The organism is Streptomyces sp. NPDC017520, assembly GCF_044329855.1.
Taxonomy (GTDB): Bacteria; Actinomycetota; Actinomycetes; order Streptomycetales; family Streptomycetaceae; genus Streptomyces.
In genome coordinates this window covers 433,467-459,671 of record NZ_JBIRKB010000004.1, presented here as the reverse complement: position 1 = coordinate 459,671, position 26,205 = coordinate 433,467, and the positions used below count along the sequence as shown (strand labels likewise).

Below are 26,205 nucleotides of genomic sequence, written 5' to 3'. Positions count from 1 at the left end.
ACCGACGCGGGGTGAGACCCACGCGGGGGTGGGTCCGCTCGTGGTGGGTCGGCTCGTGGTGGGTCGGCTCGGGGTGAGTCGGCTCGTGGTGACCGGCCGGCGCCGGGGGCCGTTTGTGGTCAGCACCCTGACCGCGTCCGCGTAGACTGGTGGGCTGTCGTCCGGCCGCAGGCCCGACCGTTTGCCCCCTTTCTCCCTGGAGCCTCCCCTCATGCAGAACGAACCCACGTCGTCGCTGGTCGGGGAGGAGTACGAGGTCGAGGTCGGGCCCGTCGCGCACGGCGGTCACTGCATCGCCCGCACCGACGGGAACCAGGTGCTCTTCGTACGCCACACGCTCCCCGGCGAGAAGATCATCGCCAGGGTCACCGACGGCGACACGGACTCCCGCTTCCTGCGGGCCGACGCCGTACGGATCATCGAGCCGTCCAAGGACCGCGTCGAGGCGCCCTGCCCGTACGCCGGCCCCGGCATGTGCGGCGGCTGCGACTGGCAGCACGCCAAGCCGGGCGCGCAGCGCCGCCTCAAGGGCGAGGTCATCGCCGAGCAGCTCCTGCGGCTGGCGGGCCTCACCCCCGAGGAGGCCGGCTGGGACGGCACGGTCATGCCGGCCGAGGGCGACAAGCTTCCCGCGGGCGAGGTGCCGGCCTGGCGCACCCGTGTCCAGTACGCCGTCGACGCCGACGGCCGCGCGGGCCTGCGCAAGCACCGCTCGCACGACGTCCAGCCGATCGACCGCTGCCTGATCGCCGCGCCGGGCGTCTCGGAGCTCGGCGTCGAGAAGCGCGAATGGCCCCAGATCGCCGGGGTGGAGGCCATCACCGCCACCGGCTCCAACGACCGCCAGGTCATCCTCACCCCGAAGCCCGGCGGCCGGCTCCCCCTGGTCGAACTCGACAAGCCGGTCTCCGTGCTCCGCGTCGACGAGAAGGACGGCGGCGTCCACCGCGTCCACGGCCGCGCCTTCGTCCGCGAGCGCGCCGACGACCGCACCTACCGCGTCGGCTCCGGCGGCTTCTGGCAGGTTCACCCGCAGGCGGCCAACACCCTGGTCCGCGCGGTCATGCAGGGCCTGCTGCCCCGCAAGAACGACACCGCCCTCGACCTCTACTGCGGCGTCGGCCTGTTCGCCGGCGCCATCGGCCAGCGCCTCGGCGAGAAGGGCGCGGTCCTCGGCATCGAGTCCGGCAAGCGCGCGGTCGAGGACGCCCGCCACAACCTGAAGGACCTGGCCCGGGTCCGCATCGAACACGGCAAGGTCGACCAGGTCCTGCCGCGCACCGGCATCACGGAGTGCGACCTGATCGTCCTGGACCCGCCGCGCGCGGGCGCGGGCAAGCAGGTGGTCAAGCACCTGTCGGGGCTGGGCGCACGCAAGATCGCCTACGTGGCCTGCGACCCGGCGGCGCTGGCACGGGACCTGGCGTACTTCCGGGACGGGGGGTACAAGGTGCGGACGCTGCGGGCGTTCGACCTGTTTCCGATGACGCATCATGTGGAGTGCGTGGCGATCCTTGAGCCTGCCGCAAAGGGCGTCTGACCTGCGGTTTCGCCGAGTGTGAAGCTTCCCCTTGATGTTGGACACCTGGAGACTGGGACGTGAGGTTCCAGAGGAAGTAGTGCCAGGTGGGAAGCGAGAGCAACCGCAGCAGGCGGTACTCGGAGGAGTTCAAGCGCGACGCGGTCGCGCTGGTCCGCTCCTCCGGCAAGACCGTCACCGAGGTGGCCCGTCAGATCGGGGTCAGCGCCGAGGGCCTGCGGAACTGGGTCGAGCAGGACACGATCGACCGTGGGCAGGAGGTGCCGGGCGGGCTCACCAGCGCGGAGCGGGAGGAACTACGCCTGGATGGCCGGCGAGCAGGCCCGCGCCGCCCGCCGGGCCGCCGACGACGCCCTGGCCCACGAGATCACCGTCTTGCACATCGCCTCCCGGTGCACCTGCGGAGTGCCGCGTATCCATGCCGCACTCCGCAGGCTGGACCGGCGGGTCAACCGCAAGCGAGTGGAGCGGATCATGCGTGAGCGCGACATCACCGGGTCACCCGGCGCAAGCGCCGGTCGCTGACCCGTCCGGCAAGGAAGGCGGTGCCCGCTCACGACCTGATCGGCCGCGACTTCACGGCCGCCGCCCCGGGGGCAGAAACTGGTCGGTGACATCACCTGCATCCCCACCGACGAGGGCTGGCTGTATCCGGCGACCTGGCTGGACCTGGCGACCCGCGAGATCGTCGATCTTCACCTTCATCGAGACCTTCTACAACCGCAAGCGGCTGCGGAGGCATCCAGTCCGGGGCTACCTCACCCCGCTGGAGACCCGGCAGCGACACGAGCAAGAACACGCCCTCGCAGCGTAAGCATTGAGTGTCCAGCATCACGGGGAAACTTCACTGCCCGTGCCATCCCCTCGGCCCGGCCAGGACCACGCGGGTGGGAGGTGCTGGTCAGCCGCACCACCGACGGGGATGCCTCTCGGGTGGTAGGTAGGCCGAGCGCCCTACCTACCACCCGCCGCCTCGGCGGACCCCGGACTCACTGCGGCGACCCGGGCCCGTCAACGATGTCTTTCTGGAAGGGGGGAACCGCACCGCAGGCCGTCATCGGTTCGTCCCTTCGTCCGTGGCAGGTCGCGTCAGGTGAGGGTCCAGCGCTGGTTACTGCCGTTCGAGCAGGAGTAGAGCTGGATCTGGGTGCCGTTGGCGGTGCCGGTCCCGACGGCGTCGAGGCAGAGGCCGGACTGGACGCCGACGATGGATCCGTCGGAGTTGACGCGCCACTTCTGGTTGTCGCCGCCCCAGCAGCTGTAGATCTGGACCTTGCTGCCGTTGCTCGTGCCGGCGGCGTCCAGGCATTTGTCGCCGTAGACCCGGAACTCACCCGAGTCGGTGGCCACCCACTGCTGGTTGGTGCTGCTGCCGCAGTCCCACAGCTGGAGCTGGGTGCCGTCGTTGGTGCTGGCGTTGGGCACATCCAGACAGCGGCTCGAACCGACGCCCTTGATCTGTCCGGAACCCGCCGGGGGCTCAGTTGTGTCGCCGGCATTGAGTGCGTTGAGGACGGCCGAGTAGGCGGCTTTCTTGCTTCCGTCGTTGTTGAACAGCAGCGGTGTGTGCTCCGCTCGCCAGGAGTCACTGTCGCGCACACCCCAGACGGTGACGCCGAGGCAGCGCTCGACGGCCAGGCAGTCGTTGGTCACGTTGGCGTAGGTCGTGGGCGATGCACCCTGGATGTCCAGCTCGGTGACGGCCACGTCGACTCCGAGGGCGGCGAAGTTCTGCAGCGTGGTACGGAAGTTGCTGTTGTAGGGGCTGCCGCTGTTGAAGTGCGCCTGGAAGCCGACGCAGTCAATCGGCACGCCGCGCTGCTTGAAGTCTCGGACCATGGAGTACATGGCCTGGGTTTTGGCCCAGGTCCAGTTCTCGACGTTGTAGTCGTTGTAGCAGAGCTTGGCGGACGGGTCGGCGGCGCGCGCGGTGCGGAAGGCGAGCTCGATCCAGTCGTTGCCGCTGCGCTGCAGGTTGGAGTCGCGTCGGGCTCCCGAACTTCCGTCGGCGAAGGCCTCGTTCACGACGTCCCACTGGACGATCTTGCCCCTGTAGTGGGCCATCACGCCGTTGATGTGGCCGATCATCGCCTGGCGCAGATCGTTGCCGCTGAGGCTCTGCATCCAGCCGGGCTGCTGGGAGTGCCAGGCCAGAGTGTGGCCACGCACCTCCTTGCCGTTCTGCACCGCCCAGTTGTAGACGCGATCGGCGGAGCTGAAGTTGAACTGGCCCCGCTGCGGTTCGGTGGCGTCGATCTTCATCTCGTTCTCGGCCGTCACCATGTTGAACTCACGGTTCGCGATCGACGTGTACGCCGAGTCGCCCAGCTTGCCCGAGGCGATGGCGGTGCCGAAATAGCGGCCGCTCTGCGCCGCCGCGGCGCCCAGCGTGCTCTCGGCGGCGTGTGCGTCCGGTGGCGCGACCAGCGCGGCCGAAGCACCGAGGACGCCGACGACCAGGGCCAACAGCAGGTTGCGAGTTCTCCGGCGGACAACGGGTCCGGAAAGGGCGTAGGAGCCCATGACTGTGCCTCCAAGGTGGAAATCACGGAAGGACTGATGCGGTGCGCGGATCTGCCGTGCAGGACAGAAGGCCGAGGCCAACGTTCGGTATCTCGGACCACGGTCAGTTCTCAGACAGGGATGATTGAGGCATCGGTGATGGGCCGTCAATACTTCCCGCAGAAGAAGTTTCGATTGGCGCTCCGAAACTTTTGGACAGCCTGGTGGGTAGGCATACAGCCCCGGCGCTGCCGCCGGCGAACCTCGCGGGGCCGTGGTCGGGGCGAGTGCGCGGACGCTGCTGCTCGGCCTTCCTCCCCCGTACATGCGTCGTGGGCTGGTGAATTGGCTCCACGCACTCAGGAGGGGCCCGCTCGGCGTGATCGCTGGTGAGGCCCGAAGGGGGACGCTGTTTATGGACAGGTAGGTGGCAAGCCTTGACCGGAGAACCCCGCATCCCTAGCTTGTGGCGTCAAAGTATCCGGGAATCCTCGAAACGTTTCGAAGCCGTTTCCGGACCCACGACACTTTCGCTCCGCCGTTCGTCAGGGCACCTCAACCAGCCCCTAGGAGGCGCATCTCATGTGGTACCGCCACTCGTCCCCGGCCCACCCGAGACGCCTGCTCGCGGTCCTTGCACCGTTGTTGCTCGTGGCCACCTTCCTCGGCGCCCAGCCCGCCGAGGCGGCGGCCGTGGACCCCAACGCCTCGTACGTGCTGGTCAATCGCAACAGCGGCAAGGCCCTGGACGTCTACAACATGGCGACCGCCGACGGCGCCCGCATCACTCAGTGGACCAGGAACGATCAGAGGCAGCAGCAGTGGCAGTTCGTCGATTCCGGGGGCGGCTACTACCGGATCAAGTCCCGCCACTCGGGCAAGGTGCTGGACGTCCACAACTGGTCCACCGCGAACGGCGGATCGATCGTCCAGTGGGCTGACCTGAACGCCGCCAACCAGCAATGGCGGCTGGCCGACAGCTCGGACGGCTTCGTGCGGTTCATCTCGCGCCACAGCGGCAAGGCCCTCGAGGTACAAGGTGCCTCCACCGCCGACAACGCGAACACCGTCCAGTACGACGACTGGGGCGGCGCCAACCAGCAGTGGCAGCTCGTCAAGGTCGACGGCGGCAACACCGGCCCGTGCGATCTTCCGGGGACCTACCGCTGGGCATCGTCGGGCCCGTTGGCGCAGCCCAAGCCGGGGTGGGTCTCGTTGAAGGACTTCACCGTCGTCCCCTACCAGGGCAGACAGCTCGTCTATGCGACGACGCACGACACGGGGACGCGCTGGGGTTCGATGAACTTCGGCCTGTTCTCCGATTGGCCGGAGATGGCCTCGGCCGACCAGAAGGCGATGTCAGCTTCCACCGTCGCGCCTACGCTCTTCTACTTCGCGCCGAAGGATATCTGGGTGCTCGCCTATCAGTGGGGCGGTTCCGCCTTCTCCTACCGCACATCGAGCGATCCCATCAACCCGGATGGCTGGTCGTCCCCGCAGGTGCTCTTCTCCGGAAGCATCCCCGACTCCGGAACAGGCCCAATCGACCAGGCGCTCATCGGTGACGGGACGAACATGTACCTGTTCTTCGCCGGCGACAACGGCAGGATCTACCGGGCCAGTATGCCGATCGGGAACTTCCCGGGAAGCTTCGGCGCGACCTCGACAGTGATCTTGAGCGATACGACGAACAATCTGTTCGAAGCCCCTCAGGTCTACAAGTTGCAGGGCCAGAACCGCTACCTCATGATCGTCGAGGCGATCGGCTCGCAGGGTCGCTACTTCCGCTCGTTCACGGCAACCAGTCTGAACGGCGCGTGGACACCCCAGGCGGCGACCGAGAGCAACCCCTTCGCCGGCAAGGCCAACAGTGGCGCCGCCTGGACCCACGACATCAGCCACGGCGAACTGATCCGCTCAAGCCCCGACCAGACCATGACCGTCGATCCCTGCAATCTGCAGTTGCTCTACCAGGGACGCAGCCCCAACTCCGGCGGCGACTACGGCCTCCTGCCCTACCGTCCTGGTCTGCTGACGCTGCAGCGCTGACGATGCGACACATGTCCGTCTCCGGTACGGGGCCCAGCGCCACGTGGATCACCACACGACGCCGGCACGCCACGGCCGGGTGGGAGCCGGTTGGTCCGGCATGAACCGAGAGGGGGACGGCGCACGTGGCAGCAGCGGCGGCGCTGCGCACCCGGGGCCGGGAGCCCATCGCGGGGCCACCAAAAGGGGTAACGAGGGGGAGGAAATGACGAGTTCCGAGTAAGTTTCACCCTATGTCATTGTGACCACTGCTTTGCAGTCTTTGCCCGCTCCTCCTCAACGTATTCCATGGCCTGGAGGGTCTCGTCGAACGGGAGGACCCGGTCGGCGACGGGGCGGATCTTCCCGGTGTCGATGAGGGGGGTGTGCAGTTGGTCGCCGTCGGCCTCCATGAACAGGAACGAGTACGTCACTCCGTGGTGCTTGGTGTTACGCCGGGTCCTGAAGCTGAGGCCGGTCATGGCCAGGCGGCGCGGGTGCACTTTGGCCGCGCCCGCGGGTGGCGCGGCATCACGCGGCCGGGCGAGGGCAGCTGAAGTGGCCGGGGCGGGGGCGAACGGCGGCGTCAGAGGGGCCGCGGTGACGCTGATATGGCGCTCCGGCCCCGGGGCGAGCCGTTCCGGGGCCGGGGAAAGGCGCTCTCACCTGCGGCCTTCTCCGGCTGAGGAATCCCGACATGCTTCCGATGACGCACCATGTGGAGCGCGTGGCGATCCTGGAGCCTGCGGCAAAGGGCGCCTGACCCGCGGTTTCGGCAGGGCCGCGTTGCTCGGCCGGCGATGGGCGAGTGGGGTCGGCAGGTTGCCCTCGTTCGCGACGCGTCGGTGTGACTGTCTCCCGCGAGGGACAGCCGACAGCCGGCTTGCGCGAAGGGCGCAAGCCGGTGATCGGTCATGACGTCGTCCGGCCCTGTCGGTGACGACGGAGCGCATGCCGGAGGAGTCTCATAGCCGCTCCCGGGCCGTCCGGTCGCGGACGCCCAGGACGTCGCCCGCACGGACTCGGTGCGACTCGGTGCGCGGTACATCCCGGGTGCTCCGATCCGCTTCAACCGCCGATGGGCGTTGCCCCCGAGGGAGCCGGGACCAGTCGGTACCCGCCGTCCTCGCGTAGCACGTGTCCGGCGGTCGGCGGCGGGAAGTGGCTCCCGAGCAGGAGAGTGGACGTACCGGCCAGTGAGCCGAGCACCTGGTTCCGGGTCCTGGCCGCGAGTTCGGGAGCGACGTCCACACAGCTGCAGAGCTCCGGGTGCGCCATCTGGACCGGGTGGTGGATGCTGTCGCCGGTGACCAACGCGGTCTCGCCATGGCTGCTCAGTTCCACCGCTACCTGCCCCGGTGTGTGGCCGGGGGTCGGCAGCAGGCGGATGCCCGGCGCGATGTCCGTGCCCTCGTCCGCGACATCGATGAGGTCGAACAGACCTGCTTCCCGGACGGGATGGACCGAGTCCCGGAACATCTGCCGACGCGCCTCCTCCATGTCGACACCCGCCCAGTAGTCCCACTCGGTGCGTGAGGTGAGATAGCGCGCGTTCGGGAAGGTGGGCACCCAGGCGTCGCCCTCGGCACGCGTGTTCCACCCCACGTGGTCGGCGTGGAGGTGGGTCAGGACCACGAGGTCAACGCTCTCCGGCGCGAACCCCGCTGCCCGTAGCCGCGCTTCGTAGTCGCTGTTCAGGTTGTGCCAGGCGGCGTTGGCGCGCCGCTTCCCGTTTCCGATGCCGGTGTCCACCAGCACCCGCATGCCGTCCACCTCGACGGCGAAGCTGTGACTCGCCAGGCGCAGGACGCCTTGTTCGTCGGCGAATTCGGGGCTCAGCCAGGGAGTCCGGCTCACGAGGTCGGTGGTCGCCCCGGGCAGCAGCCACGGACCGGTCTGGGCGGGCAGGACGACTTCGTCGATGCGTCGTACGGTGTGGTTGCCCACCGTCCAGGAAGAGGCGGGGGGAGTGATGGACTTGGTCGTCTGCGATGAGGTGAACACGGCGACTTTCCTTACCTGCTATGGGTCGCGGGGACGGAGATGCGTGAAGCGGGTGTGTCGGGTGAGGCGGATGTGTAGTTGCTCGTTGCCGGACGGGAGCGGGTGTCCAAGGACGGTGCCCGGCGCCGACTGCGCAGCGACGCGGTCAGCGTCGCGACTGCGACGGTCGCCAGTACGGCCACGCAGCCGGCATAGGCCAGTGCTGCCGCACGCAGCCCGAAGCCGGCGGTGAGGGCGCCGGCGCCGATGGCGGGCAGACTCATCGCCAGGTAGCTGAGTACGTAATAGGAGGCGAGCGTGCCGCCCTTCTCCCGGGCCGGGACCGAGTCGACGACCGCGCGCAGCGCGCCCTGGGAGACGGCTCCGAAGCCGAACCCGGCCAGCGCCGCCCCGGCGAAGAGAAGTACGGGGCCCGCGAGATGGAGGGCGCCCAGGGTCAGGACGGCCGCCGGAATCACCGCGCAGCTCCCGAGAAGAACGGAGACGTCGGCACGCGTCCTCCGCATGAAGTACACCGTCGGGGCGGCGACGGCCGTCAGCGTGAAGAAGACCATGCCGCCGGCGTATTCGGGTCCGCCGGGGGAGACGAGCCGTGTGAAGCCCGGTCCCAGGGACGAGTAGAAGCCGCCGAGTGCCCAGACGGCGACGACGCCGGCGCCGTTGAGCAGGAGAGCGTGGGCGGCCGCCGACGGCAGCGCCAGGTGGGGCCGCGTCGAGCGCAGTGCTCCGGGACGGCGGCGGACGGTCTCGGGCGTCGAGACAAGGGCGATGGCCTGCGCGGCGAACACGGCGATCAGGGCCGCGTACACCGTGATCGTCGGAACGGGGGCGAAGCGCACCATGAGGGTGGCTGCCAGGACGCCCGCCGCCATGCCCGTCATGGGCGCGATGCTGTTGGCCAGGGCGGGGCGACCCGGCCGGGCGGGGTCTTCCAGGTCGAGGAGAGCCGCACCTGCTGCGCTGGTCGCCGCGCCCGTCGCGATGCCCTGCAGCACGCGGGCGCCGATCAGGGTGGTCAGGCCGCCGGCCGTCGCGAACAGTGCCATGGAGGCGACCTGGACCGCGAGCGCGCCCAGAAGCACGGGGCGGCGTCCGACATGGTCGGAAAGGGTTCCGGTCGTCAGCAGTGCGATCAGGAGCGCCAGGGCGTAGGCGCTGAAGACCACGGTGATGTCGAGGGACGACAACTGCCACTGAGCCTGGTAACGGGGGTACAGCGGGGTCGGCGCGCTGGATGCGGCGAGCAGCGCGATCAGGATCGAGGCGTGCAATGCGAACGGCAGGCGTCCGGATGGGGAGGTGCGGGGAGGCGCGAGGCCCGCGGGGACGCTCTGCATGAGGGTCCTTCCCGTGCTAAAAGCGATTGGTTTGCTTTAAGCCACCGTAGGTCCTACGATCGACTAAAGCAAACGATTCGCGTTTGTGGTGGTCGGAGGTCCTGTACCAGCCCCGGCCCGTCGCGCCGTACAGATCCGGAAGGAAGCCATGACCAGCGAACTCACCCCCCAAGAGGCAGCCCGAGGGGCGCTGCGGGCGGGGCTCCCCCTCGGGGACGGCCGACACGAAGGAGTGGCCATGACGGCCAACTACATCCACTCCGTGATCAGCACGTTGCGCGAGCTCGATTTCGGCGAGACCCCTCCCGCGTCCTCCTACCGAGCCGGACAGGGGAACGCCGATGCAACCGTTTGAGCTGTCGCTGACCGAAGCCTCCCGTGCGGTGCGCGCACGGGAGCTGTCCCCCGTCGAACTCACGGAATCGGTGCTCGCCCGTATTGCCGCCGTCGAAGGACAGCTGGGCGCCTACGTCACCGTCGCCGCCGACGCGGCCCTGGCCGCAGCGGTCCGCGCCGAACGGGAGATCTCCGGAAGCGGACCGCGCGGGCCACTGCACGGGATCCCCATGGCGCTCAAGGATCTGATCGACGCAGAGGGGATGCCCACCACGGCGAGCTCGCACGTCCGGGCAGGGCACGTGGCGGAACGTGACAGCCGGGTGGCCGAACGGCTCGGCGCCGCCGGGGCCGTCCTCCTGGGCAAGACGCACACGCACGAGTTCGCCTACGGCCTGACCACTCCGCAGACGAACAACGCCTGGGACCACAGCAGGGTCGCGGGCGGGTCGAGCGGCGGCTCGGCGGTAGCTGTCGCCGCCGGCGGGGCGACGTTCGCCATGGGCACGGACACGGGCGGTTCCATCCGGGTCCCCGCTGCCCTGAACGGCGTGGTGGGCCTCAAGCCGACCTACGGTCTGGTCCCACGCACAGGCGTGACCTCGCTGTCCTGGTCCCTGGACCACGTGGGCCCTCTCGCCCGCACCGTCCAGGACGTCGCGCTGGTGCTGTCGGCGACCGCCGGCCACGACCCGCGCGACCCGGCGAGCGTGTCCGGCCCGATGCTGGACCGCTTCCCGGGAGGCGACCTGCGAGGACTGAAGGTCGGCGTACCGCGGAACCACTACTTCGACCGGGTCGCGCCCGAGGTCGAGGAGTCCGTGCGCGGCGCGATCGAGCGGCTGGCGGAGCTGGGGGCGGAGCTTGTCGACGTCGAGATCCCGATGGCGCGTTACCTTCAGGCCGTTCAGTGGGGGCTGATGGTTCCCGAGGCCACCGCCTATCACGAGCGGTCGCTGAGGGGCACCCCCGACCTGTACGCGGCGGACGTTCGCATTCTGCTGGAGGCCGGCGAACTCACCTCTGCGGGCGACTACCTCCGCGCCCAGCGGGCCCGCACGATGATGCGAGACGCCTGGGCTCGCATGTTCGACGGAGTCGACGTCCTCGCCGCGCCGACGGTGCCGATGACCGCCACCCAGGCGGGGCAGGAAGCCGTCGAGTGGGCCGATGGTACGACCGAGGCCGTGTCGGACAGCTACGTCCGCCTCTGTGCCCCGGCCAACATCACCGGCGTCCCGGCCCTCACCCTGCCGGTCGGTCACGACCGCGCCGGACTGCCGATCGGTATGCAGCTGATGGCGCGCCCCTTCCACGACGCGACGGTGCTCCGTGTGGGCCGGGTCTACGAAGAGTCGGTGGTCGGCGCGGGGCGGCTTGCTCCCCTCGCTGTCTGAGGGAAGGCGGACGTGCCGGCCGGCATGCGGTCGCGCCGCCGCGGGGGCGTCCGCCGTGCGCGGCCGCCCCCCGGACACGTAGCCCCGCGGGTCGCCGGCCGGCCACCGCCTAGAAGCAACAGAATCGCATTAAGGTGGATCGCATGAGTCCCAAGCCCATGGTCCGCCCCGGCGGGCGCAGCGCACGCGTACAGGAGTCCGTCCACGCGGCGGTACGTGAACTCGTAGGGGAGGTGGGCCGCGACGCGCTCACGGTCCCGATGGTGGCCACTCGGGCGGGCGTGACCCCCTCCACGATCTACCGTCGTTGGGGCGACCTGCAGGAACTCCTGTCAGACGTGGCCGTCGAACGGCTGCGCCCGGAAACGGATCCGGCCGATCTCGGAAGCCTTCGTGTCGACCTAGAGGCGTGGGCGGAACAGTTCGTCGACGAGATGGCCTCGCCGCCCGGGCGCGCCTACATCCGGGACGCCCTGCTCGGCGACCCCGACGGAACCAATGCCGGTCAGTGTTCGGCGTATGCCGCGGAGCAGATCGACGTCGTGCTGGCCCGTGCGGTGCGGCGGGGGGAGCCGGTGCCCGAGACGGAACTGCTGATCGACCGTGTCGTGGCGCCGATCATGTACCGCATCCTCTTCCGCCCTGGCCGACTGGACGCCGCATACGCGCGCGAGCTCGTGACGAACGCCGTGTACGCCCAGCAGGCCGAGGCCGGCGCTCGCCCCACCCAGGCCGCCGCCCCTCGGCGCTCGAGGAAGAAACCCGACAACTGACCACTTCGCTCATCGGGCGGTCTGGCCACTGGGCCGTGGAGGCTCATGCGCTATCCATTTTGCCGGGACATCGTCAGGCGTCCGGGCCGGCGTCGTGGTCATCCGGTGTCGGAGTCGGTTCCTGGCCGGGCTCGTCCGTGAAGCCGCTGTTGATGATGGCCGTTGAATGGACCGCTGTTCCGGCCTTGCCCCAGGCGGAGTCCTTGAGCAGGACGGTCCGTTCGCCGAGCAGCCGCGAGGTCCCCTTGTCGAAGATCCACTCGTTGCGCTCTCCATCGTGGGTGCGGGCTACGGCGATACCCCGACGGCCGGCGGCGTCCACCGCGCTCGGGACCACGACCACGCCGGGAATCCGTGCTGCCGCACGGTAGAGGGCCGCACTCACGTCGGCCGGCGCCACCGACGTCCTCAGCAGGTCGCCGATCATGACGAAAGCCTGCTGATCCGGACCGGTGGTGGAGTCGGAACCTTCTCCGTGGTTCAGCCTCGCGTCCCGGTAGATGACTGCGAGCAGTTTCTCGGGGTCAGTGGGAAGCTCGGCGAGGAAGCGGTAGGTCGGTGAGCCGAGACTGCCCTTTCCCGGGGCTTGCAGCGAAGTCGCGGCGCCGCCCCTCGTCCGTTGGACCGTGCGGCTGCTGCCGTCCACGGACGTCCACTGCTCGTAACTCTCGTCCTCCCGCGACCGTTTCATTCCCCCGTCAGCGGTTTCCGACAGCGAGGTGGTGTGCCCGGTCACGCTGACGTACGTGAACTGTGTGTCTCGCGGAGAGCCGACCGGCCCTGCGGCAGCCGTACGTGCCGCCTGTTCGAGGAGCCGTACCGACGCGCGCGAAGCGGGCTGGGCCGTCGGCGCCGGGGGAGTGCCGAAGGTGGGAAGCGTGACCGCGATGACCGCGGCACCGACGAGTGCGGCGGAAGTGAGGGCAACCGTGGCCCGTCGCTTCGCACGAGCCCTTCGGTGCCCGTTCGGCCCCATACGGTCGATCTCCGCAAGGAGATTCTGCTTGTGCAGCTCGACAACCTCGGTGTGCGGGTCCGGGTGGGGCGGCGGCGGGAACTCCCTCCGGGCCTCCGTCTGATCCACACCTTCACCTGGGTTGGTCATGCTTTCCTCCGGTATGCGTCCGCGACCTTGGGTGCCGGTCCCACTGCCCTGCGCCGGCTGTCCGGCTCAGTCCTGCAGCCGGCGGTGGTGTCCGTCCGCAACTCGGCCTCCACCAGCCGGCGCAGTTTCGTCCGGGCACGCGAAAGCCGGGATCGCACCGTTCCTATGGGCAGTCCGAGTGCTTCGGCGGCTGCCGTATAGCTCAGCCCGGACCAGACGACCAACGTGAAGACCTCGCGTTCGCTGCGCTTGAGGCGGCTCAGCGCCTTCGCCGCTGCCGCCAGGCGTTGCGCGTCGGCGAGCTGCCCGACGACTTCGTCGGCGAAATCCTGTGCGTTCCTGGCTGCCGGCAGGCGGGCCATGGCCTGGATGTGCCGCCGGGCCGCCCTCGCCGAGTTCCGGAGCACGTTGGTGGCGATGCCCAGTAACCAGGCCCGAACATTCCCGACCTCGCCGTGGAGCTTGTGACGCAGCCGCCAGGCTTCGAGGAAGGTCAAGGACATCACGTCCTCAGCGGCGGCCCAGTCACCCGTACTCCGGATCGCATGCGCGTACACCACGCGCGCATGCTGATCGAAGATCTCGGCGAACGCCTCGCGCTCGCCGGATCGAATCCGCTCGTTCAGTGAAGATGTCACACCCATGAGTGTCCGCACGGCCCTCGCGGTTCCGCATGGGCCCACCTCTACCGGTTCCCCACGGGCCCACCTCCACCGGCTCCCCACGGGGCCACCTCTACCGGTTCAACGCCCGAGACCCGATCAGGCCGCCGAACGTGACGCCCGCGCCCCGGCCGTCTCAGGCCGTGCTGCCCGCGCCCCGATCGGGCCGGTACGCGCGGAGGAACGTCCGTACTCCCTCGACGACGAGTGGGCGTACGCGGGGGTCCTGCGCGGCGTTCGCGGAGCCGAGGCGGTCCAGGGCGACGCCGAAGGTCAGCGCGAGGAACTGGTCGGCCGCCAGCCGGGCGTCGGGGGCGTCGAGCAGTCCGGCCTCGGCGAAGGCCGCGAACCGCTCGGCGATCGCCTCGTCGGGGGTGTCTGCCATGGGGTTGTAGTCCTGCCGCGGCAGTTGACCGGACTCCGTCCGGACCAGGCGTTGCAGTGTCGTGTACTCCGCCGAGCCGAGCATGTCGGTCGCGATGCGCATCGCGAACGCGACCAGGCCGTCCTCCAGTTCGGCGGGCTCGGTCAGGTCCGTGAGGGTGTCGTCGAGGGTGCGCCGGACCGTGGTGACCAGCGACTGGCCGACCGAGTCGACGACCGCCCGCAGCAGGGTTCGCTTGTCGCCGAAGTAGTCGTAGACCGTCCGCTTGGACACCTCCGCCCGCGCGGCGACCGCGTCGACGCTGGAGCGGTCGAAGCCGTCGGCGAGGAACAGTTCCCGGGCCGCCGAGAGGATGGCGGCCCGCTTCCGCGTGGACCCCTCGCGCAGGGTCTTGGTGGTCGGCATGGGCTCATCCTAACTGTTCTACACTGCACGGTGTAGTGTAGCTCTGGTCCGGTGAGTACCGTGCGCGTTCCTCCGTGCGCGGTCGGCTCCGTCCCGCCGGGCCGTGACGGAAAGGACCTCCATGACCATGACTTCGGCTCCTCCGCTCCGCATCGGGAAACCCGCCGTCCGGTCCCTCGGCGTGCTGGCACTGGCAACCGGCGCCCTGGAATCGGTGGTGACGCCGACACTCCCGCTCCTGCGGCGTGAACTGGACATGAGTCACGCCGAAGGGGCGTTGCTCAGCATCGTGCTCCTCGTCACCGGCGCGCTGATCACGCCGGTGGCGGGGAAGTTAGGCGACCGCTACGGCGGGAAACGGGTCCTCGTCCGGCTGATGGTGGTGGTCTGCGCCGGGGGTCTGGTGTCCGCCCTGGCCCCGAGCCTGCCGGTGCTGCTGCTCGGTCAGATACTCCAGGGCGCGATGGTGGGCGCGCTGCCCCTGTCGTTCATCCTGGTGCGCGAACACCTCCCCGAGGGCGAGTCCAAGGTGGCCATCGGGGTGGTCAGCGGGCTGTTCGTGGGGGGCACGATGGCGGGGACGCTGGCGGCCGGACCCGTGGCCGAAGGGCTGTCCCGGCACTGGATGTTCGCGCTGCCGACGTTCGCGGTCATCGGGGCCACCGTGCTGGTGCACCGGCTGATGCCGCAGGATCCGCCGCGCCGGCCGGACGGCGCCGGGATCGACTGGCCCGGCCTGGTCCTCCTGAGCGGAACGCTCGTCACACTCATGCTCGTCCTGGCGCTGGCGCCCGAGATCGTCACGCGCCCCCTCGTGCTCGTCGCCCTCCTCGTGCTGCTGGCCGCCTTCGCGACCGGGTGGGTGGCCGTCGAGCGGCGCGTGGCCTCGCCGATGGTCGATCTGCGCATGGTGGGGCGGCCCGAGGTGTGGAAAGCGTGCGTGCTGACGTTCATGGTCTGCGTCGGTACGTCGGTGGCGGCCTACCTCGTTCCGGCGCTGTTCGCGGTTCCCGCCGACGCGTACGGGTTCGGGGCGAGCGCGACGCAGATCGGCCTCCTCCTGCTGCCCGGGGCCGTGGCCGCGTCGCTGGCCGGGCCGGCCGGCGGGTTCGGGGCGCGGCGGTTCGGTCCGCGTGCCGTGGTCACCGCCGGGGTTCTCGTCATGGCCGTCGGCCTGCTCGGCCTGGCGGCGGTGCACACCGAGGTCTGGCACCTCGTCGTCGGCAAGATGCTGATCGCGCTCGCCAACGGGCTCTGCGTCACGGCGATGGTGACCAGCACCGCCACCTCCGTCGACCGCGGTGACACCGGCATCGCCACCGGCCTGGTCCTGGTGACGCGCGTGATCGGCTTCGCCGTGGGGGTCCAGATCAGTGGCGCGATCCTCACGGCCAGGACCCCCGCCGGGTCGGACCTCCCGGCCGAATCGGCCTATGTCGTCGGCTTCGTCCTGGCCGGAGCCGTTACGGCGCTGTCCCTGCTCGTCGTCCGCACCCTGAGCGAAGGAGTCAAGGAATGACCCGCGTCGATACGGTCGATACGTTGGTGAACGGTCCCGCCGCACGGGGGCGTACGGTCCTGATATCCGGGGCCAGCATCGCGGGGCCCGCCCTCGCGTACTGGCTGAACCGCTACGGATTCGCGGTCACGGTGGTCGAGAGGGCGGGCGCGGTCCGCGACGGCGGCTATCCCGTCGATGTGCGCGGCACCGCGCTCGACGTCGTCCGGCGGATGGGGATCCTGCCCCGGCTGCGGGACGCCCACATCGATCTGCGCCGGCTGACCTTCCTCGGCGAGGACGGCTCCGAGGTGGCCTCGGTCGACCCGCACGCCGTCACCGGCGGGGTCGCGGGAAGAGACCTGGAGGTGCGGCGCGGGGCACTGGCCGGGGCGCTCCACGAGGCCGTCCGTGACGACGTGGAGTTCCTGTTCGACGACTCCATCGACACCCTCGACCAGCACCGCCACGGGGTCGACGTCACCTTCCGCGGGGGAGGCGGCCGTACGTTCGACCTGGTGCTGGGGGCGGACGGGCTGCACTCGCACACCCGCGCCCTCCTGTTCGGACCCGAGGAACGGTTCCACCGCTATCTCGGTTACTGCTTCGCCGGGTTCACCCTGCGCAACACCTTCGGACTCGTCCGTGAGACCACGATGTGGAACGCCCCGGGCCGGGCGGCCGTGCTGTACGCCGCGGGCGACGACGACGACGATGTGCACGGCTTCCTCAACTTCGCCTGCACAGAACCGCCGTTCGACGCGTTCCGCGACCCGGAGGCCCAACGGGGCCTGGTGGCCGAGGTCTTCGACGGCGCGGGGTGGGAGGTCCCGGGCCTGCTCGCCGCACTGCGCGACGCGGACGACCTGTTCTTCGACGTGGTCAGCCAGATCCGCATGGACCGCTGGTCCAGCGGCAGGGTCGCGCTGGTGGGCGACGCCGCGTACGCGCCCTCCTTCCTCACCGGCCAGGGCTCCAGCCTCGCCCTGGTCGGCGCGTACATGCTCGCCGGATCCCTGGCGGCCGAGCGGGACCACGCCGCCGGCTTCGCCGCCTACGAGCGTGACACCCGTGCGTTCGTGACCCTGAACCAGGACCAGGTCGGCAAGGGCGAGGCCGCCCTCTTCCCGACCACGGCCCGGGCGCTGGAGCAGCGCAACGCCATGCTGCGCTCGCTGGGCTCCATGCCGCCCCCGGTGGCGGGGCGGCCGGCCCACGAGGCGTTGGTGCTGCCGGAGTTCAGGCGCCCGGGGTGAGCACCGCCCCGGCCTGCCGGGGGACCCGCAAGGGGTTGCCGTCGCGGAGTTCGGGGGGCAGGAGGGCATCGGGGAAGGACTGGTAGCAGACCGGGCGCAGCCAGCGTTCGACGGCGAGGGTGCCGACGCTCGTCGTCGAGGGCGAACTCGTCGCCGGCCACGGCCCCCCGTGCACCATCGCGTGGCACACCTCGACGCCGGTGGGCCAGCCGCCCCACAGAACGCGGCCCGCCCGTTCCTCCAGCACCGGCAGCAGCCCGAGGGCCGTCGTCCGGTCGGTGTCCGCCGCGTGCAGGGTGGCCGTCAGCTGGCCCTCCAACTCGGCCAGTAGGTGCAGGAGTTCGTCCGTGCCCGACCAGCGCACGACGAGCCCGGCCGCGCCGAAGACCTCGCCGGAGAGGTCCCCGTGCGCGGTGTACGTGGCCGCGTCGCACGCCAGGACGACGGGGGCCGGTGCGTACGGGCCGGCCCCGGCCGCGCCCCGCGCCACCTCTCGTACGCCCGGTACGTCCTCCCACCGCCGTACGCCCTCGGTGTACGCCCGGGCGATGTCCGGGGTGAGCATGGTCTGCCCCTCCGTGGCCTTCACGGCCCGGGCGGCGGCGGAGAGGAAGGCGTCGCCCGCCGGTCCGACGGGCAGCAGCAGGAGGCCGGGGTTGGTGCAGAACTGCCCGGCGCCGGCCGTCAGCGACGCCACGTACGTGTCGGCCGCGCCTTCGGGCTCGGCGAGGGCCCCGTCGAGCATGATCACGGGATTGACCGCGGACATCTCGGCGTGGACCGGGATGGGCGCCGGACGCGACCGCCCGGCGGCGATCAGCGCCAGCCCGCCGGCCCGGGAGCCGGTGAACCCCACCGCGGTGATCCGCGGATCGCCGACCAGGGCGAGCCCGACGTCGTGACCCCGGCCCACCAGCAGGGAGAACACACCGGCCGGCATGCCGGTGCGCGCGGCGGCGGCCGTGACGGCGCGGGCCACCGCCTCCCCGGTGCCCGGGTGTGCCGGGTGCGCCTTGACCACCACGGGGCAGCCGGCGGCCAGCGCGGACGCGGTGTCGCCGCCCGCGACCGAGAAGGCCAGCGGGAAGTTGCTCGCACCGAACACGGCGACCGGGCCGAGGGGGACGTGCCGGAGCCGTACGTCCGTGCCCGAGGGGCCGGAATCGATCCGGGCGCCGAGGGCGCTCCCGCTCCTGACGAGATCGGCGAAGAGGCGCAACTGCCTGCAGGTGCGCCCTCGTTCACCGACCAGTCGGGCCGACGGGAGCCCGGTCTCCCGGGCGGCGAGTGCCGGCAGGGCGTCGCCGAGGGCCTCGATCTCCTCCGCACAGGCGTCGAGGAAGGCCGCCCGCTGCTCGGGCGGCAGGGCACGGAAGGCGCGGGCGTCCGCCGCGGCGAGCCGGGCCGCCTCGGCCACCTGCTCCGTCGAGGCGTCCCGGTGCGGGGGGCCGAACGGTACGCCGGTCGCGGCGGTGACCGCGTACCAGGCGTCCCCGGTGCCGGGGGCCTCGCGACCGGCCAGGAGCGAGTGCCCGGTCAGGAGCGAGTGCGCAGTCAGGGTTGCGTTGTCGGACAGGGGTGGGTTTCCGGTCGGGCTCACAGCGATGCGTCTCCCTGTGCGCGCCGGTGGGCGGCGCGCCGTCGTCGGGTGCCCGGGCGAAAGTCACCGGGGCGGTGGCGTTGTCCTCGGGTCGTCCGGATGTATAGCCTAAGCAATGGCATGTGACATTGCACTAAGGAGCGGCCATGAAAGTCGTCGTCGTCGGAGCGGGCATCGTGGGCGCCGCGTGCGCGTTCCACGCCGCCGCGGCGGGGCTCGACGTCACGGTCCTCGACCGTGGTCCCGTCGGCGCGGGCACGACCAGCCGGGGGGAGGGCAACATCCTTCTCTCCGACAAGGAGCCCGGCCCCGAACTGGAGCTGGCCCGGCTCAGCCGTAACCTCTGGGACGAGGCCGGCGAGGAACTCGGCCCGGAGAAGGTCGAGTTCGAGACCAAGGGCGGCCTCGTCGTCGCGAGCACACCCGAAGCCCTCACCGCCCTGCACGCGTTCGCCGCGCGCCAGGCGGCAGCGGGCGTCCGCACCGAAGCCGTCGAACACGTCGGCGAACTCGAACCCCACTGCGCGCCCGGTCTCCCCGGCGGTGTCCACTACCCGCAGGACGCCCAGGTGCAGCCCGTTCTCGCGGCGGCCGCACTGCTGCGCGCCGCGGTCCGGCGCGGAGCCCGGACGCACACCGGCGAGGCCGCGGCCGCGGTCACCGGGGCCGACGGCAGGATCACCGGAGTGCGCACCGCCGACGGAACGGTGCTGCCCGCCGACGCCGTGGTCAACGCCGCCGGCACCTGGGGCGGCGAGGTCGGCCGCCGCCTCGGCGCACCCGTCGAGATCCTGCCCCGCCGGGGCTTCGTCCTCGTCACCGAGCCGCTGCCACCGATGATCCGGCACAAGGTCTACTCCGCCGACTACGTGGCCAACGTCGCCTCCAGCGACGAGGGCCTTGAGACCTCGTGCGTCGTCGAGGGCACCCGCGCGGGCACGATCCTGATCGGCGCCAGCCGCGAACGTGTCGGCTTCGACACCGCGATGAACCCGGCCGTGGTGGCCACGCTCGCCGCCCAGGCATGCCGCCTCTTCCCGTTCCTGCGCGGCGTCCACCTGATCCGCGCCTACCGGGGTTTCCGGCCGTACTGCCCGGACCACCTGCCGGTCATCGGCCCCGACCCACGGGTCCCCGGCGTCGTCCACGCGTGCGGCCACGAGGGCGCCGGGATCGGTCTCGCCCCCGGGACCGGCGCCCTGGTCACCGCCCAGCTCCTCGGCCGCCCGTGGCGCGGCGCCGATCCGGCCGCCCACACCGGCCTCCTGCCCGACCGATTCCTCAACCCCGGAGGTGTGCCGAAGTGACCGAAGTGAGCGAAGTGACCGCGTTCACCGTGGACGGCGAACCGTTGCCGTTCGTACCGGGACAGACCCTGGCCGCCGCGCTCGTCGCCTCGGGCCGGGTCGCCTGGCGGACCACCCGGGGCGGGCAACGTCCCCGGGGGATCTTCTGCGGGATCGGCGTCTGTTACGACTGCCTGGTGACCGTCGACGGAACGGGCGGGCAGCGCGCCTGCCTGGTGCAGGCCCGCGGGGGCATGGCCGTCACGACCGGGGAGACCGACGATGAGTGAGCCCCGCGACCTCGGGATGACGAGCGAGCCCCGTGACCCCGTGGCGTCGAGCGAGCCCCGCGACCTCGGGATGACGAGCGAGCCCCGTGATCCTGTGGCGTCGAGCGAGCCCCGCGACCTCGGGATGACGAGCGAGCCTTGTGATCCCGTGGCGTCGAGCGAGCCCCGTGACCTCGTGGTGGTGGGCGCGGGCCCGGCCGGCATGGCCGCCGCCGCCACCGCCCTGGACGGCGGGCTGCGGGTCGCTCTCGTCGACTCGGGCGCCGCCCCGGGCGGTCAGTTCTGGCGCCATCCCCCGCTCTTCGCGCGGGAAACCGTTCCGACCGCCGATCTGCACCACGGGCTGAGCACCTACCGCGCGCTGTGCGCCACCCTCTCCGCCCACGAGCGCACCGGACGGCTCACACTGCTGCTGAACCACCACGTGTGGACCACGGCCCGGGACGGGGACGGCTTCACCGTCCACGCCGTGGACCGCGGCCGGGCACCCGAAGAGCGGACTGTCGTGCTGCGCGCACCGGCCCTGCTGGTGGCGACCGGCGCCTACGACCGCCAACTCCCCTTCCCCGGCTGGGACCTGCCCGGGGTGCTCACCGTCGGCGGGCTCCAGTCGCTGCTCAAGGGCGGCGGAGTCGTCGCCGGCCGCCGGGTGGTCCTCGGCGGCACGGGCCCCTTTCTGCTGCCGGTCGCCGCATCCCTCGCCGCCCGCGGGGCGAAGGTCGTCGCCGTGTGCGAGGCGGCGGCGCCCTCGGTCTGGCTGCGCCACCCCGCAGCGCTGCTGCGCAACCCTGCCAAGTGGGCCGAGGGCGCCCGGTACGCGGGCACCCTCGCCCGGCACCGCGTCCCGGTCCGCACCCGCACCGCGATTGTCGGCGCCGAAGGAGCGCAGGGGCGGGTCGCCGTCGTGCGCACCGCCTCCCTGGACGCCGACGGGCGCCCGCTCCCGGGCACCGAGCGCCGGATCGAGGCCGACGCCGTGGGCATCGGCTGGGGCTTCGTCCCCCAGCTCGACCTGCTCCTCCCGCTCGGCTGCGACCTCGCCGACGCGGGCGACGGCACCATGGCCGCCGCCGTCGACGACGGACAGCGCACCACGGTGCCCGGGCTGTACACGGCGGGCGAGACCTGTGGGGTGGGCGGGGCCGCGCTCGCGGTGAGCGAGGGCCATCTCGCTGCCGTCTCGGTGCTCACCGACCTCGCCGCCCCCGGCCGCCCCGGCACCCGCCGCCCGGCCGCGGAGCGCAGGGCGGTGGCCAGGCACCGAGCCTTCGCACGGGCGATGGCACAGGCACACCCCCTGCCCCCGGCCTGGCCCGCGTGGCTGACCGACGACACCCCGGTCTGCCGGTGCGAAGAGGTCACCGCGGGGGTCGTACGGTCCGCCCGCGCCGACGGTGCGGCAGCCGACCACCGGCAGGTCAAACAGCTGACCAGAGCCGGCATGGGCTGGTGCCAGGGCCGCATGTGCGGGCCCGCCGTCCACTGCCTCGTCTCCGCCCGCCACCAGCCGTACGCCCCCGCCGAGCGGCTGATCGCGACCCCCGTCACCCTCGGTGCGCTCGCCGATTCCGTCGAGCCCACTCCCGACCCCAGCTGAGGAGTTCCCATGAACCCGGACCGCACCTCCCTCCCCGCCCGCATGCCCTGGCACGGCGTCATCGTCGCGACGAGCCTCCCGTTCGACCAGGACCTCGCCGTCGACCACGGCGCGTACGGGGACAACGTCGCCTGGCTCGCCGAACAGGGCCTGCACGGCGTCGCCCCGAACGGCTCGCTGGGCGAATACCAGACCCTGACGTACGAGGAGCGCGACCGGGTCGTGGAGACCGCCGTCGCCAACGCCCCCGAGGGCTTCACCGTGATGCCGGGCGTCGGAGCGTACGGCGCGATCGAGGCGAGGCGGCACGCGCGGTTCGCCAAGGACGCCGGCTGCCAGGCCGTCATGTGCCTGCCGCCCAACGCCTACCGGGCCGACGACCGCGCCGTCCTGGAGCACTACGCGATGGTCGCCTCCGCCGGCCTCCCCGTCACCGCCTACAACAACCCCATCGACACCAAGGTCGACCTGCGCCCGGAGCTGCTGGCCAAGCTGCACGCCGAAGGGTTCATCGTGGGCGTGAAGGAGTTCTCCGGCGACGTCCGCCGGTGCTACGCCATCAACGAACTCGCCCCCGGACTGGACCTGATCATCGGCACCGACGACACCCTCCTGGAAGTCGGCGTCGCCGGCGCCAAGGGCTGGGTCGCCGGCTACCCCCAGGTCTTCCCGCGCGCCTGCCTCGACCTCTACAACGCCTCCCTCGCCGGCGATCTCGACACCGCGCTCCCGCTCTACCGACAGCTCCACTCCGTACTGCGCTGGGACAGCAAAACCGAGTTCGTCCAGGCGATCAAGCTCGGCCAGGACATGATCGGCCGGACCGGCGGCGGCTGCCGTCCGCCCCGGCAGACCCTGGCCCCGGAGACCGAGGCCGTCGTCCGCGCCGCCACCCAGGCCCTCATCGACGCGGGGGTGAACTGACGTGCGCTCCAAGGTCTGTTACCACGCGGTCGACTCGCACACCGAGGGCATGCCGACCCGGGTCATCACCGGCGGGGTGGGCGTCCTGCCGGGCGCGACGATGGCCGAACGACGGCAGCGGTTCATGGCCGAACGCGACGGACTACGCACCCTGCTCATGTGCGAGCCGCGCGGGCACGGGGCCATGTCCGGAGCGATCCTCCAGCCCCCGACCCGGCCGGACGCCGACTTCGGCGTGCTGTTCATCGAGGTCTCCGGCTGCCTGCCCATGTGCGGCCACGGCACCATCGGCGTGGCGACGGTCCTGGTGGAGACGGGCATGGTCGAGGCGGTCGAACCGGAGACCTTCATCCGCCTCGACACCCCCGCCGGCCTCGTCACGGCACGGGTCGCCGTGCGCGACGGCCGCGCCGAGTCCGTCACCCTGGAGAACGTCGCCTCCTACAGCCACGCGCTGGACCAGGTCGTCGAGGTCGAGGGGTTCGGCCCGGTCCGCTACGACATGGCGTACGGCGGCAACTTCTACGCCATCGTGCGCACCGAGGACCTCGGCATCCCGTTCGACCGGGCGGAGAAGGGGCGGCTGCTGGAGGCGGGCCTGGCCGTCATGGGGGCGATCAACGAGCGGAACCCGGTGGTCCATCCGGAGAACCCCGCGATCGACGTCTGCCACCACGTCTACCTGGAGGCGCCCGGCTCGACCGCCGAGCACTCGCGGCACGCCATGGCCATCCACCCCGGCTGGTTCGACCGCTCGCCCTGCGGGACCGGGACCAGTGCCCGGATGGCCCAACTGCACGCGCGGGGAAAGCTGAAGGCCGGACAGGACTTCGTCAACGAGTCCTTCATCGGCTCCCGCTTCACGGGCCGGATCCTGGCGGAGACCACGGTCGGCGGCAGGCCCGCCGTACTGCCCTCCGTCACCGGCCGCGCCTGGATCACCGGGACCGCGCAGTACCTGCTCGACCCCACGGACCCCTATCCGACGGGATTCACCGTATGACGGCCGACCCGCACACCATGCCGATCGGGAACGCGTACACCGGGCCGATCGATACGGCGTGCACCGGGCCGTTCGATACGGCGTACACCGGGCCGATCGACACGGTCGACTGGCACACCGGGGGCGAACCGTTCCGGATCGTGCCCAGGCCCCCGTCGGCCGTGACCGGGCCCGGGACCACCGTCGCGGAGCGTCGTACGGCCGCCATCGCCGACGCCGGGGTGCAGTGGACCCGGGCCCTGCTGTGCGGCGAACCGCGCGGTCACGCCGACATGTACGGGGCCTTCCTGGTGCCGCCCGACGACGACGGGGCCCACCTCGGAGCCCTCTTCTGGCACAAGGACGGCTTCTCCACGGCCTGCGGGCACGGCACGATCGCCCTCGGCGCCTGGGCGGTCGCCACCGGCCTGGTCCCGGCGCCGGCCGACGGCACGACGGACGTCGTCATCGACGTCCCCTCCGGCCGCGTCACGGCGAGCGTGCGCACGGCCGGCGGCCGGGTCGCGGACGTGACGTTCGTCAACGTCCCCGGCCATGTCCACGCGCGCGGCGTCGAGGTGACCACCTCGCAGGGCGCCGTCACCGTCGACATCGCCTACGGCGGCGCCATGTACGCCGTGCTCCCGGCCCACCGGCTCGGCCTGCGGGTCCGGCCGCGGGACGTCACCGCGCTCGTCGCGGCCGGCCGCGAGATCCGCGACGCGCTGAACGCCGCCCACGCCGCCGAACACCCCGAGGACGCCCGGCTGTCCGGCGTCTACGGGACGGTGTTCACCGAGGAGGCAGGCGCCCCGGTCGAACGGCCCGACGGCACCTGGCTGCTGCACCACCGCAACGTCACGGTGTTCGCGGACGGCCAGGTCGACCGCTCCCCGTGCGGCTCGGGCACCGCGGCCCGGGTGGCGCTCCTCGCCGACGCCGGGGAACTGCGCCTCGGCGACGAGCTGAGGCACGAGTCGGTGGTGGGCTCCGTCTTCCGCGCCCGGATCGAACGGTCCACCACGGTCCAGGGCCGCCCCGCGGTCGTCCCGGCCGTGACGGGAACCGCCTACGCCACCGGAGCGAGCCGCTTCACCGTCGATCCCGACGACACCCTCGTACCCGGGTTCGTGCTGCGATGACAGTGACGCTCGACGCCGCGGACGTGTTCGCGCTCGGCCCGGCCGGGGCCGTCGCCGCGATCCGGGCGGCGCTGGCCGGGGGGCTCGAACCGGACGGCGACGTGACCCGGACGGTCGTGCCGCTGGCCCACGGGCAGGGGCTGCTCATGCCCTCGGAGTCCGGCGGCTGGTTCGGCGTGAAGATCGCCACCGTCGCGCCCGGCAACCCCGCGCGCGGACTGCGGCGGATCAACGCCACGTATCTCCTGCACGACAGCGCCACCCTGACGCCGGTGGCCCAGCTGGACGGGGCGGCGCTGACGGTCCTGCGCACCCCCGCCGTCTCGGTCGCGGCCGGTCTGGACCGGCTGCGCGCGCTCGCCGGCGGGAGCGGGGGGCTGCGCCTGGTGGTCTTCGGCGCGGGCCCCCAGGGGGAGGGGCACGTCGCCGCCGTACGGGCCCATGTACCGGTGGCCGACGTCACGGTCGTCACCCGGCGCGGGGGGCCCGTGCCCGGCTGGGCGGACCGGAGTCTGATGGCGGGCGGCGGGGGAGCGGCGGCCGCGGTGCGGCGCGCGGACGTCGTCGTCACCGCGACGTCCGCGCGCGAACCGGTGGTCGACGGGCGGCTGGTGCGTGACGGTGCGGTGGTGCTGGCGGTCGGCTCGCACGAACCGGACGCGCGGGAGCTCGACAGCGTGCTGATGGGGCGTGCCACCGTCCTGGTGGAGAGCCGCGCGACCGCCCTCCGCGAGGCGGGCGACGTCGTCATGGCGGTCCACGAGGGCACGCTCGCCCCGGGCGACCTCGTCACCCTGGCGGACCTGAACGGCTCGGCGGGCGACGTCCCGGCAGATCGCCCGCTGGTCGTGAAGACGTGCGGGATGGGCTGGCAGGACCTGGTGGTCGCCGTCGCGGCCCACCGGCGGAAGGAGGGGATGCCGAGGGAGGCGAAGGAGGCGAGGGAGGCGATGCCGAGGGAGCGGAGCTGAGAGTCCCGCCGACGCCGGCCCGAATCCCTGCCCCTCGCGGGATCGTTACGTCAACGCACGCCGCCTCGCGCGGACTTCGGCGTCATCACGCGAGGTGTTCCGCACGGCCTTCGGCGACGCCAGGACATGCCGCCCCGCGTGGGCTGCTGCCGCAACGCACGTCACTCCGCGCCGACTTCGGTGTC

Annotated in this window: 23 protein-coding genes and 1 pseudogene; 16 read left to right on the top strand and 8 right to left on the bottom strand. The window is 71.6% G+C overall.

Features of this window, described 5'->3' with window-relative positions:
* Nucleotides 1-211 precede the first annotated feature (211 nt).
* The 3 genes and pseudogenes from ACH4KB_RS12680 (at nt 212) to ACH4KB_RS12670 (ending at nt 2,065) form a co-directional block, all read left to right on the top strand.
* A complete protein-coding gene (locus ACH4KB_RS12680) occupies nt 212-1,540 on the top strand; it encodes a class I SAM-dependent RNA methyltransferase (protein WP_398065956.1) in 1,329 nt (442 codons plus the stop codon).
* Between the two features lie 86 nt (nt 1,541-1,626).
* Nucleotides 1,627-1,797 (top strand): annotated as a pseudogene (locus ACH4KB_RS12675) (transposase); the annotation flags it as partial.
* 49 nt (nt 1,798-1,846) lie between these two features.
* Nucleotides 1,847-2,065, top strand: a complete 219-nt coding sequence (locus ACH4KB_RS12670) for an IS3 family transposase (protein ID WP_398065955.1) — start codon at nt 1,847-1,849, stop codon at nt 2,063-2,065.
* Nucleotides 2,066-2,629: 564 nt separating this feature from the next.
* Here ACH4KB_RS12670 and ACH4KB_RS12665 read toward each other — a convergent pair.
* Nucleotides 2,630-4,063, bottom strand: coding sequence for an endo-1,4-beta-xylanase (locus ACH4KB_RS12665; RefSeq protein WP_398065954.1), 1,434 nt, complete (start codon nt 4,061-4,063; stop codon nt 2,630-2,632).
* 561 nt (nt 4,064-4,624) lie between these two features.
* On the opposite strand from ACH4KB_RS12665, the gene ACH4KB_RS12660 reads away from it, so the two are divergent.
* A complete protein-coding gene (locus ACH4KB_RS12660; RefSeq protein WP_398065953.1) occupies nt 4,625-6,091 on the top strand; it encodes a non-reducing end alpha-L-arabinofuranosidase family hydrolase in 1,467 nt (488 codons plus the stop codon).
* Between the two features lie 236 nt (nt 6,092-6,327).
* On the opposite strand, the gene ACH4KB_RS12655 is transcribed toward ACH4KB_RS12660, so the two are convergent.
* From ACH4KB_RS12655 to ACH4KB_RS12645, 3 genes are all read right to left on the bottom strand, one after another.
* Nucleotides 6,328-6,552 (bottom strand): zinc-binding dehydrogenase, encoded by a 225-nt coding sequence (locus ACH4KB_RS12655; RefSeq protein WP_398065952.1) that lies wholly within the window; start codon nt 6,550-6,552, stop codon nt 6,328-6,330.
* A gap of 586 nt (nt 6,553-7,138) precedes the next feature.
* Nucleotides 7,139-8,074 carry an MBL fold metallo-hydrolase gene (locus ACH4KB_RS12650; protein ID WP_398065951.1) on the bottom strand — a complete coding sequence of 312 codons (936 nt, stop codon included), beginning with the start codon at nt 8,072-8,074 and terminating at the stop codon, nt 7,139-7,141.
* 11 nt (nt 8,075-8,085) lie between these two features.
* Nucleotides 8,086-9,411 (bottom strand): MFS transporter, encoded by a 1,326-nt coding sequence (locus ACH4KB_RS12645; protein WP_398065950.1) that lies wholly within the window; start codon nt 9,409-9,411, stop codon nt 8,086-8,088.
* Nucleotides 9,412-9,559: 148 nt separating this feature from the next.
* Here ACH4KB_RS12645 and ACH4KB_RS12640 point away from each other — a divergent pair, with 148 nt between their 5' ends.
* From ACH4KB_RS12640 to ACH4KB_RS12630, 3 genes are all read left to right on the top strand, one after another.
* A complete protein-coding gene (locus ACH4KB_RS12640) occupies nt 9,560-9,766 on the top strand; it encodes a hypothetical protein (RefSeq protein ID WP_249626581.1) in 207 nt (68 codons plus the stop codon).
* Nucleotides 9,753-11,144 carry an amidase gene (locus ACH4KB_RS12635; protein WP_398065949.1) on the top strand — a complete coding sequence of 464 codons (1,392 nt, stop codon included), beginning with the start codon at nt 9,753-9,755 and terminating at the stop codon, nt 11,142-11,144. The genes ACH4KB_RS12640 and ACH4KB_RS12635 overlap by 14 nt, the downstream gene beginning before the upstream one ends.
* A 143-nt stretch (nt 11,145-11,287) precedes the next feature.
* A complete protein-coding gene (locus ACH4KB_RS12630) occupies nt 11,288-11,917 on the top strand; it encodes a TetR/AcrR family transcriptional regulator (protein WP_398065948.1) in 630 nt (209 codons plus the stop codon).
* A 73-nt stretch (nt 11,918-11,990) separates the two neighbouring features.
* Here ACH4KB_RS12630 and ACH4KB_RS12625 read toward each other — a convergent pair whose 3' ends face one another.
* From ACH4KB_RS12625 to ACH4KB_RS12615, 3 genes are all read right to left on the bottom strand, one after another.
* On the bottom strand, nt 11,991-13,001 hold the full coding sequence (locus ACH4KB_RS12625; protein ID WP_398065947.1) for a CU044_5270 family protein: 1,011 nt from the start codon (nt 12,999-13,001) through the stop codon (nt 11,991-11,993).
* A 17-nt stretch (nt 13,002-13,018) separates the two neighbouring features.
* Nucleotides 13,019-13,666 (bottom strand): RNA polymerase sigma factor, encoded by a 648-nt coding sequence (locus ACH4KB_RS12620; RefSeq protein WP_398065946.1) that lies wholly within the window; start codon nt 13,664-13,666, stop codon nt 13,019-13,021.
* Nucleotides 13,667-13,820: 154 nt separating this feature from the next.
* Nucleotides 13,821-14,474, bottom strand: coding sequence for a TetR/AcrR family transcriptional regulator (locus ACH4KB_RS12615; protein ID WP_398065945.1), 654 nt, complete (start codon nt 14,472-14,474; stop codon nt 13,821-13,823).
* Nucleotides 14,475-14,595: 121 nt separating this feature from the next.
* Here ACH4KB_RS12615 and ACH4KB_RS12610 point away from each other — a divergent pair, with 121 nt between their 5' ends.
* Together ACH4KB_RS12610 and ACH4KB_RS12605 are read left to right on the top strand one after the other, a co-directional pair.
* Entirely contained in the window at nt 14,596-15,993 is a 1,398-nt protein-coding gene (locus tag ACH4KB_RS12610) for an MFS transporter (RefSeq protein WP_398065944.1), read from the top strand.
* A complete protein-coding gene (locus ACH4KB_RS12605; protein WP_398065943.1) occupies nt 15,990-17,228 on the top strand; it encodes an FAD-dependent monooxygenase in 1,239 nt (412 codons plus the stop codon). The genes ACH4KB_RS12610 and ACH4KB_RS12605 overlap by 4 nt, the downstream gene beginning before the upstream one ends.
* On the opposite strand, the gene ACH4KB_RS12600 is transcribed toward ACH4KB_RS12605, so the two are convergent.
* Nucleotides 17,212-18,828: an aldehyde dehydrogenase (NADP(+)) gene (locus tag ACH4KB_RS12600; RefSeq protein ID WP_398065942.1), complete on the bottom strand. Its 1,617-nt coding sequence runs from the start codon at nt 18,826-18,828 to the stop codon at nt 17,212-17,214. The genes ACH4KB_RS12605 and ACH4KB_RS12600 overlap by 17 nt on opposite strands.
* Before the next feature lie 146 nt (nt 18,829-18,974).
* On the opposite strand from ACH4KB_RS12600, the gene ACH4KB_RS12595 reads away from it, so the two are divergent.
* The 7 genes from ACH4KB_RS12595 to ACH4KB_RS12565 all read left to right on the top strand — a co-directional run bounded on the left by ACH4KB_RS12595 (nt 18,975) and on the right by ACH4KB_RS12565 (nt 26,020).
* The gene (locus ACH4KB_RS12595) at nt 18,975-20,135 is read left to right on the top strand and encodes an NAD(P)/FAD-dependent oxidoreductase (RefSeq protein WP_398065941.1); all 1,161 of its coding nucleotides are present in this window, start codon (nt 18,975-18,977) and stop codon (nt 20,133-20,135) included.
* A gap of 5 nt (nt 20,136-20,140) precedes the next feature.
* A complete protein-coding gene (locus tag ACH4KB_RS12590) occupies nt 20,141-20,404 on the top strand; it encodes a (2Fe-2S)-binding protein (protein WP_398066070.1) in 264 nt (87 codons plus the stop codon).
* 124 nt (nt 20,405-20,528) lie between these two features.
* Nucleotides 20,529-22,001, top strand: coding sequence for an NAD(P)/FAD-dependent oxidoreductase (locus ACH4KB_RS12585; protein ID WP_398066069.1), 1,473 nt, complete (start codon nt 20,529-20,531; stop codon nt 21,999-22,001).
* A gap of 9 nt (nt 22,002-22,010) precedes the next feature.
* The gene (locus tag ACH4KB_RS12580; protein WP_398065940.1) at nt 22,011-22,925 is read left to right on the top strand and encodes a dihydrodipicolinate synthase family protein; all 915 of its coding nucleotides are present in this window, start codon (nt 22,011-22,013) and stop codon (nt 22,923-22,925) included.
* A gap of 1 nt (nt 22,926) precedes the next feature.
* A complete protein-coding gene (locus ACH4KB_RS12575) occupies nt 22,927-23,928 on the top strand; it encodes a proline racemase family protein (protein ID WP_398065939.1) in 1,002 nt (333 codons plus the stop codon).
* Nucleotides 23,925-25,049, top strand: a complete 1,125-nt coding sequence (locus ACH4KB_RS12570; protein WP_398065938.1) for a proline racemase family protein — start codon at nt 23,925-23,927, stop codon at nt 25,047-25,049. Before ACH4KB_RS12575 ends, ACH4KB_RS12570 begins: the two co-directional genes overlap by 4 nt.
* Nucleotides 25,046-26,020 (top strand): ornithine cyclodeaminase family protein, encoded by a 975-nt coding sequence (locus ACH4KB_RS12565; RefSeq protein ID WP_398065937.1) that lies wholly within the window; start codon nt 25,046-25,048, stop codon nt 26,018-26,020. The genes ACH4KB_RS12570 and ACH4KB_RS12565 overlap by 4 nt, the downstream gene beginning before the upstream one ends.
* Nucleotides 26,021-26,205 lie beyond the last annotated feature (185 nt).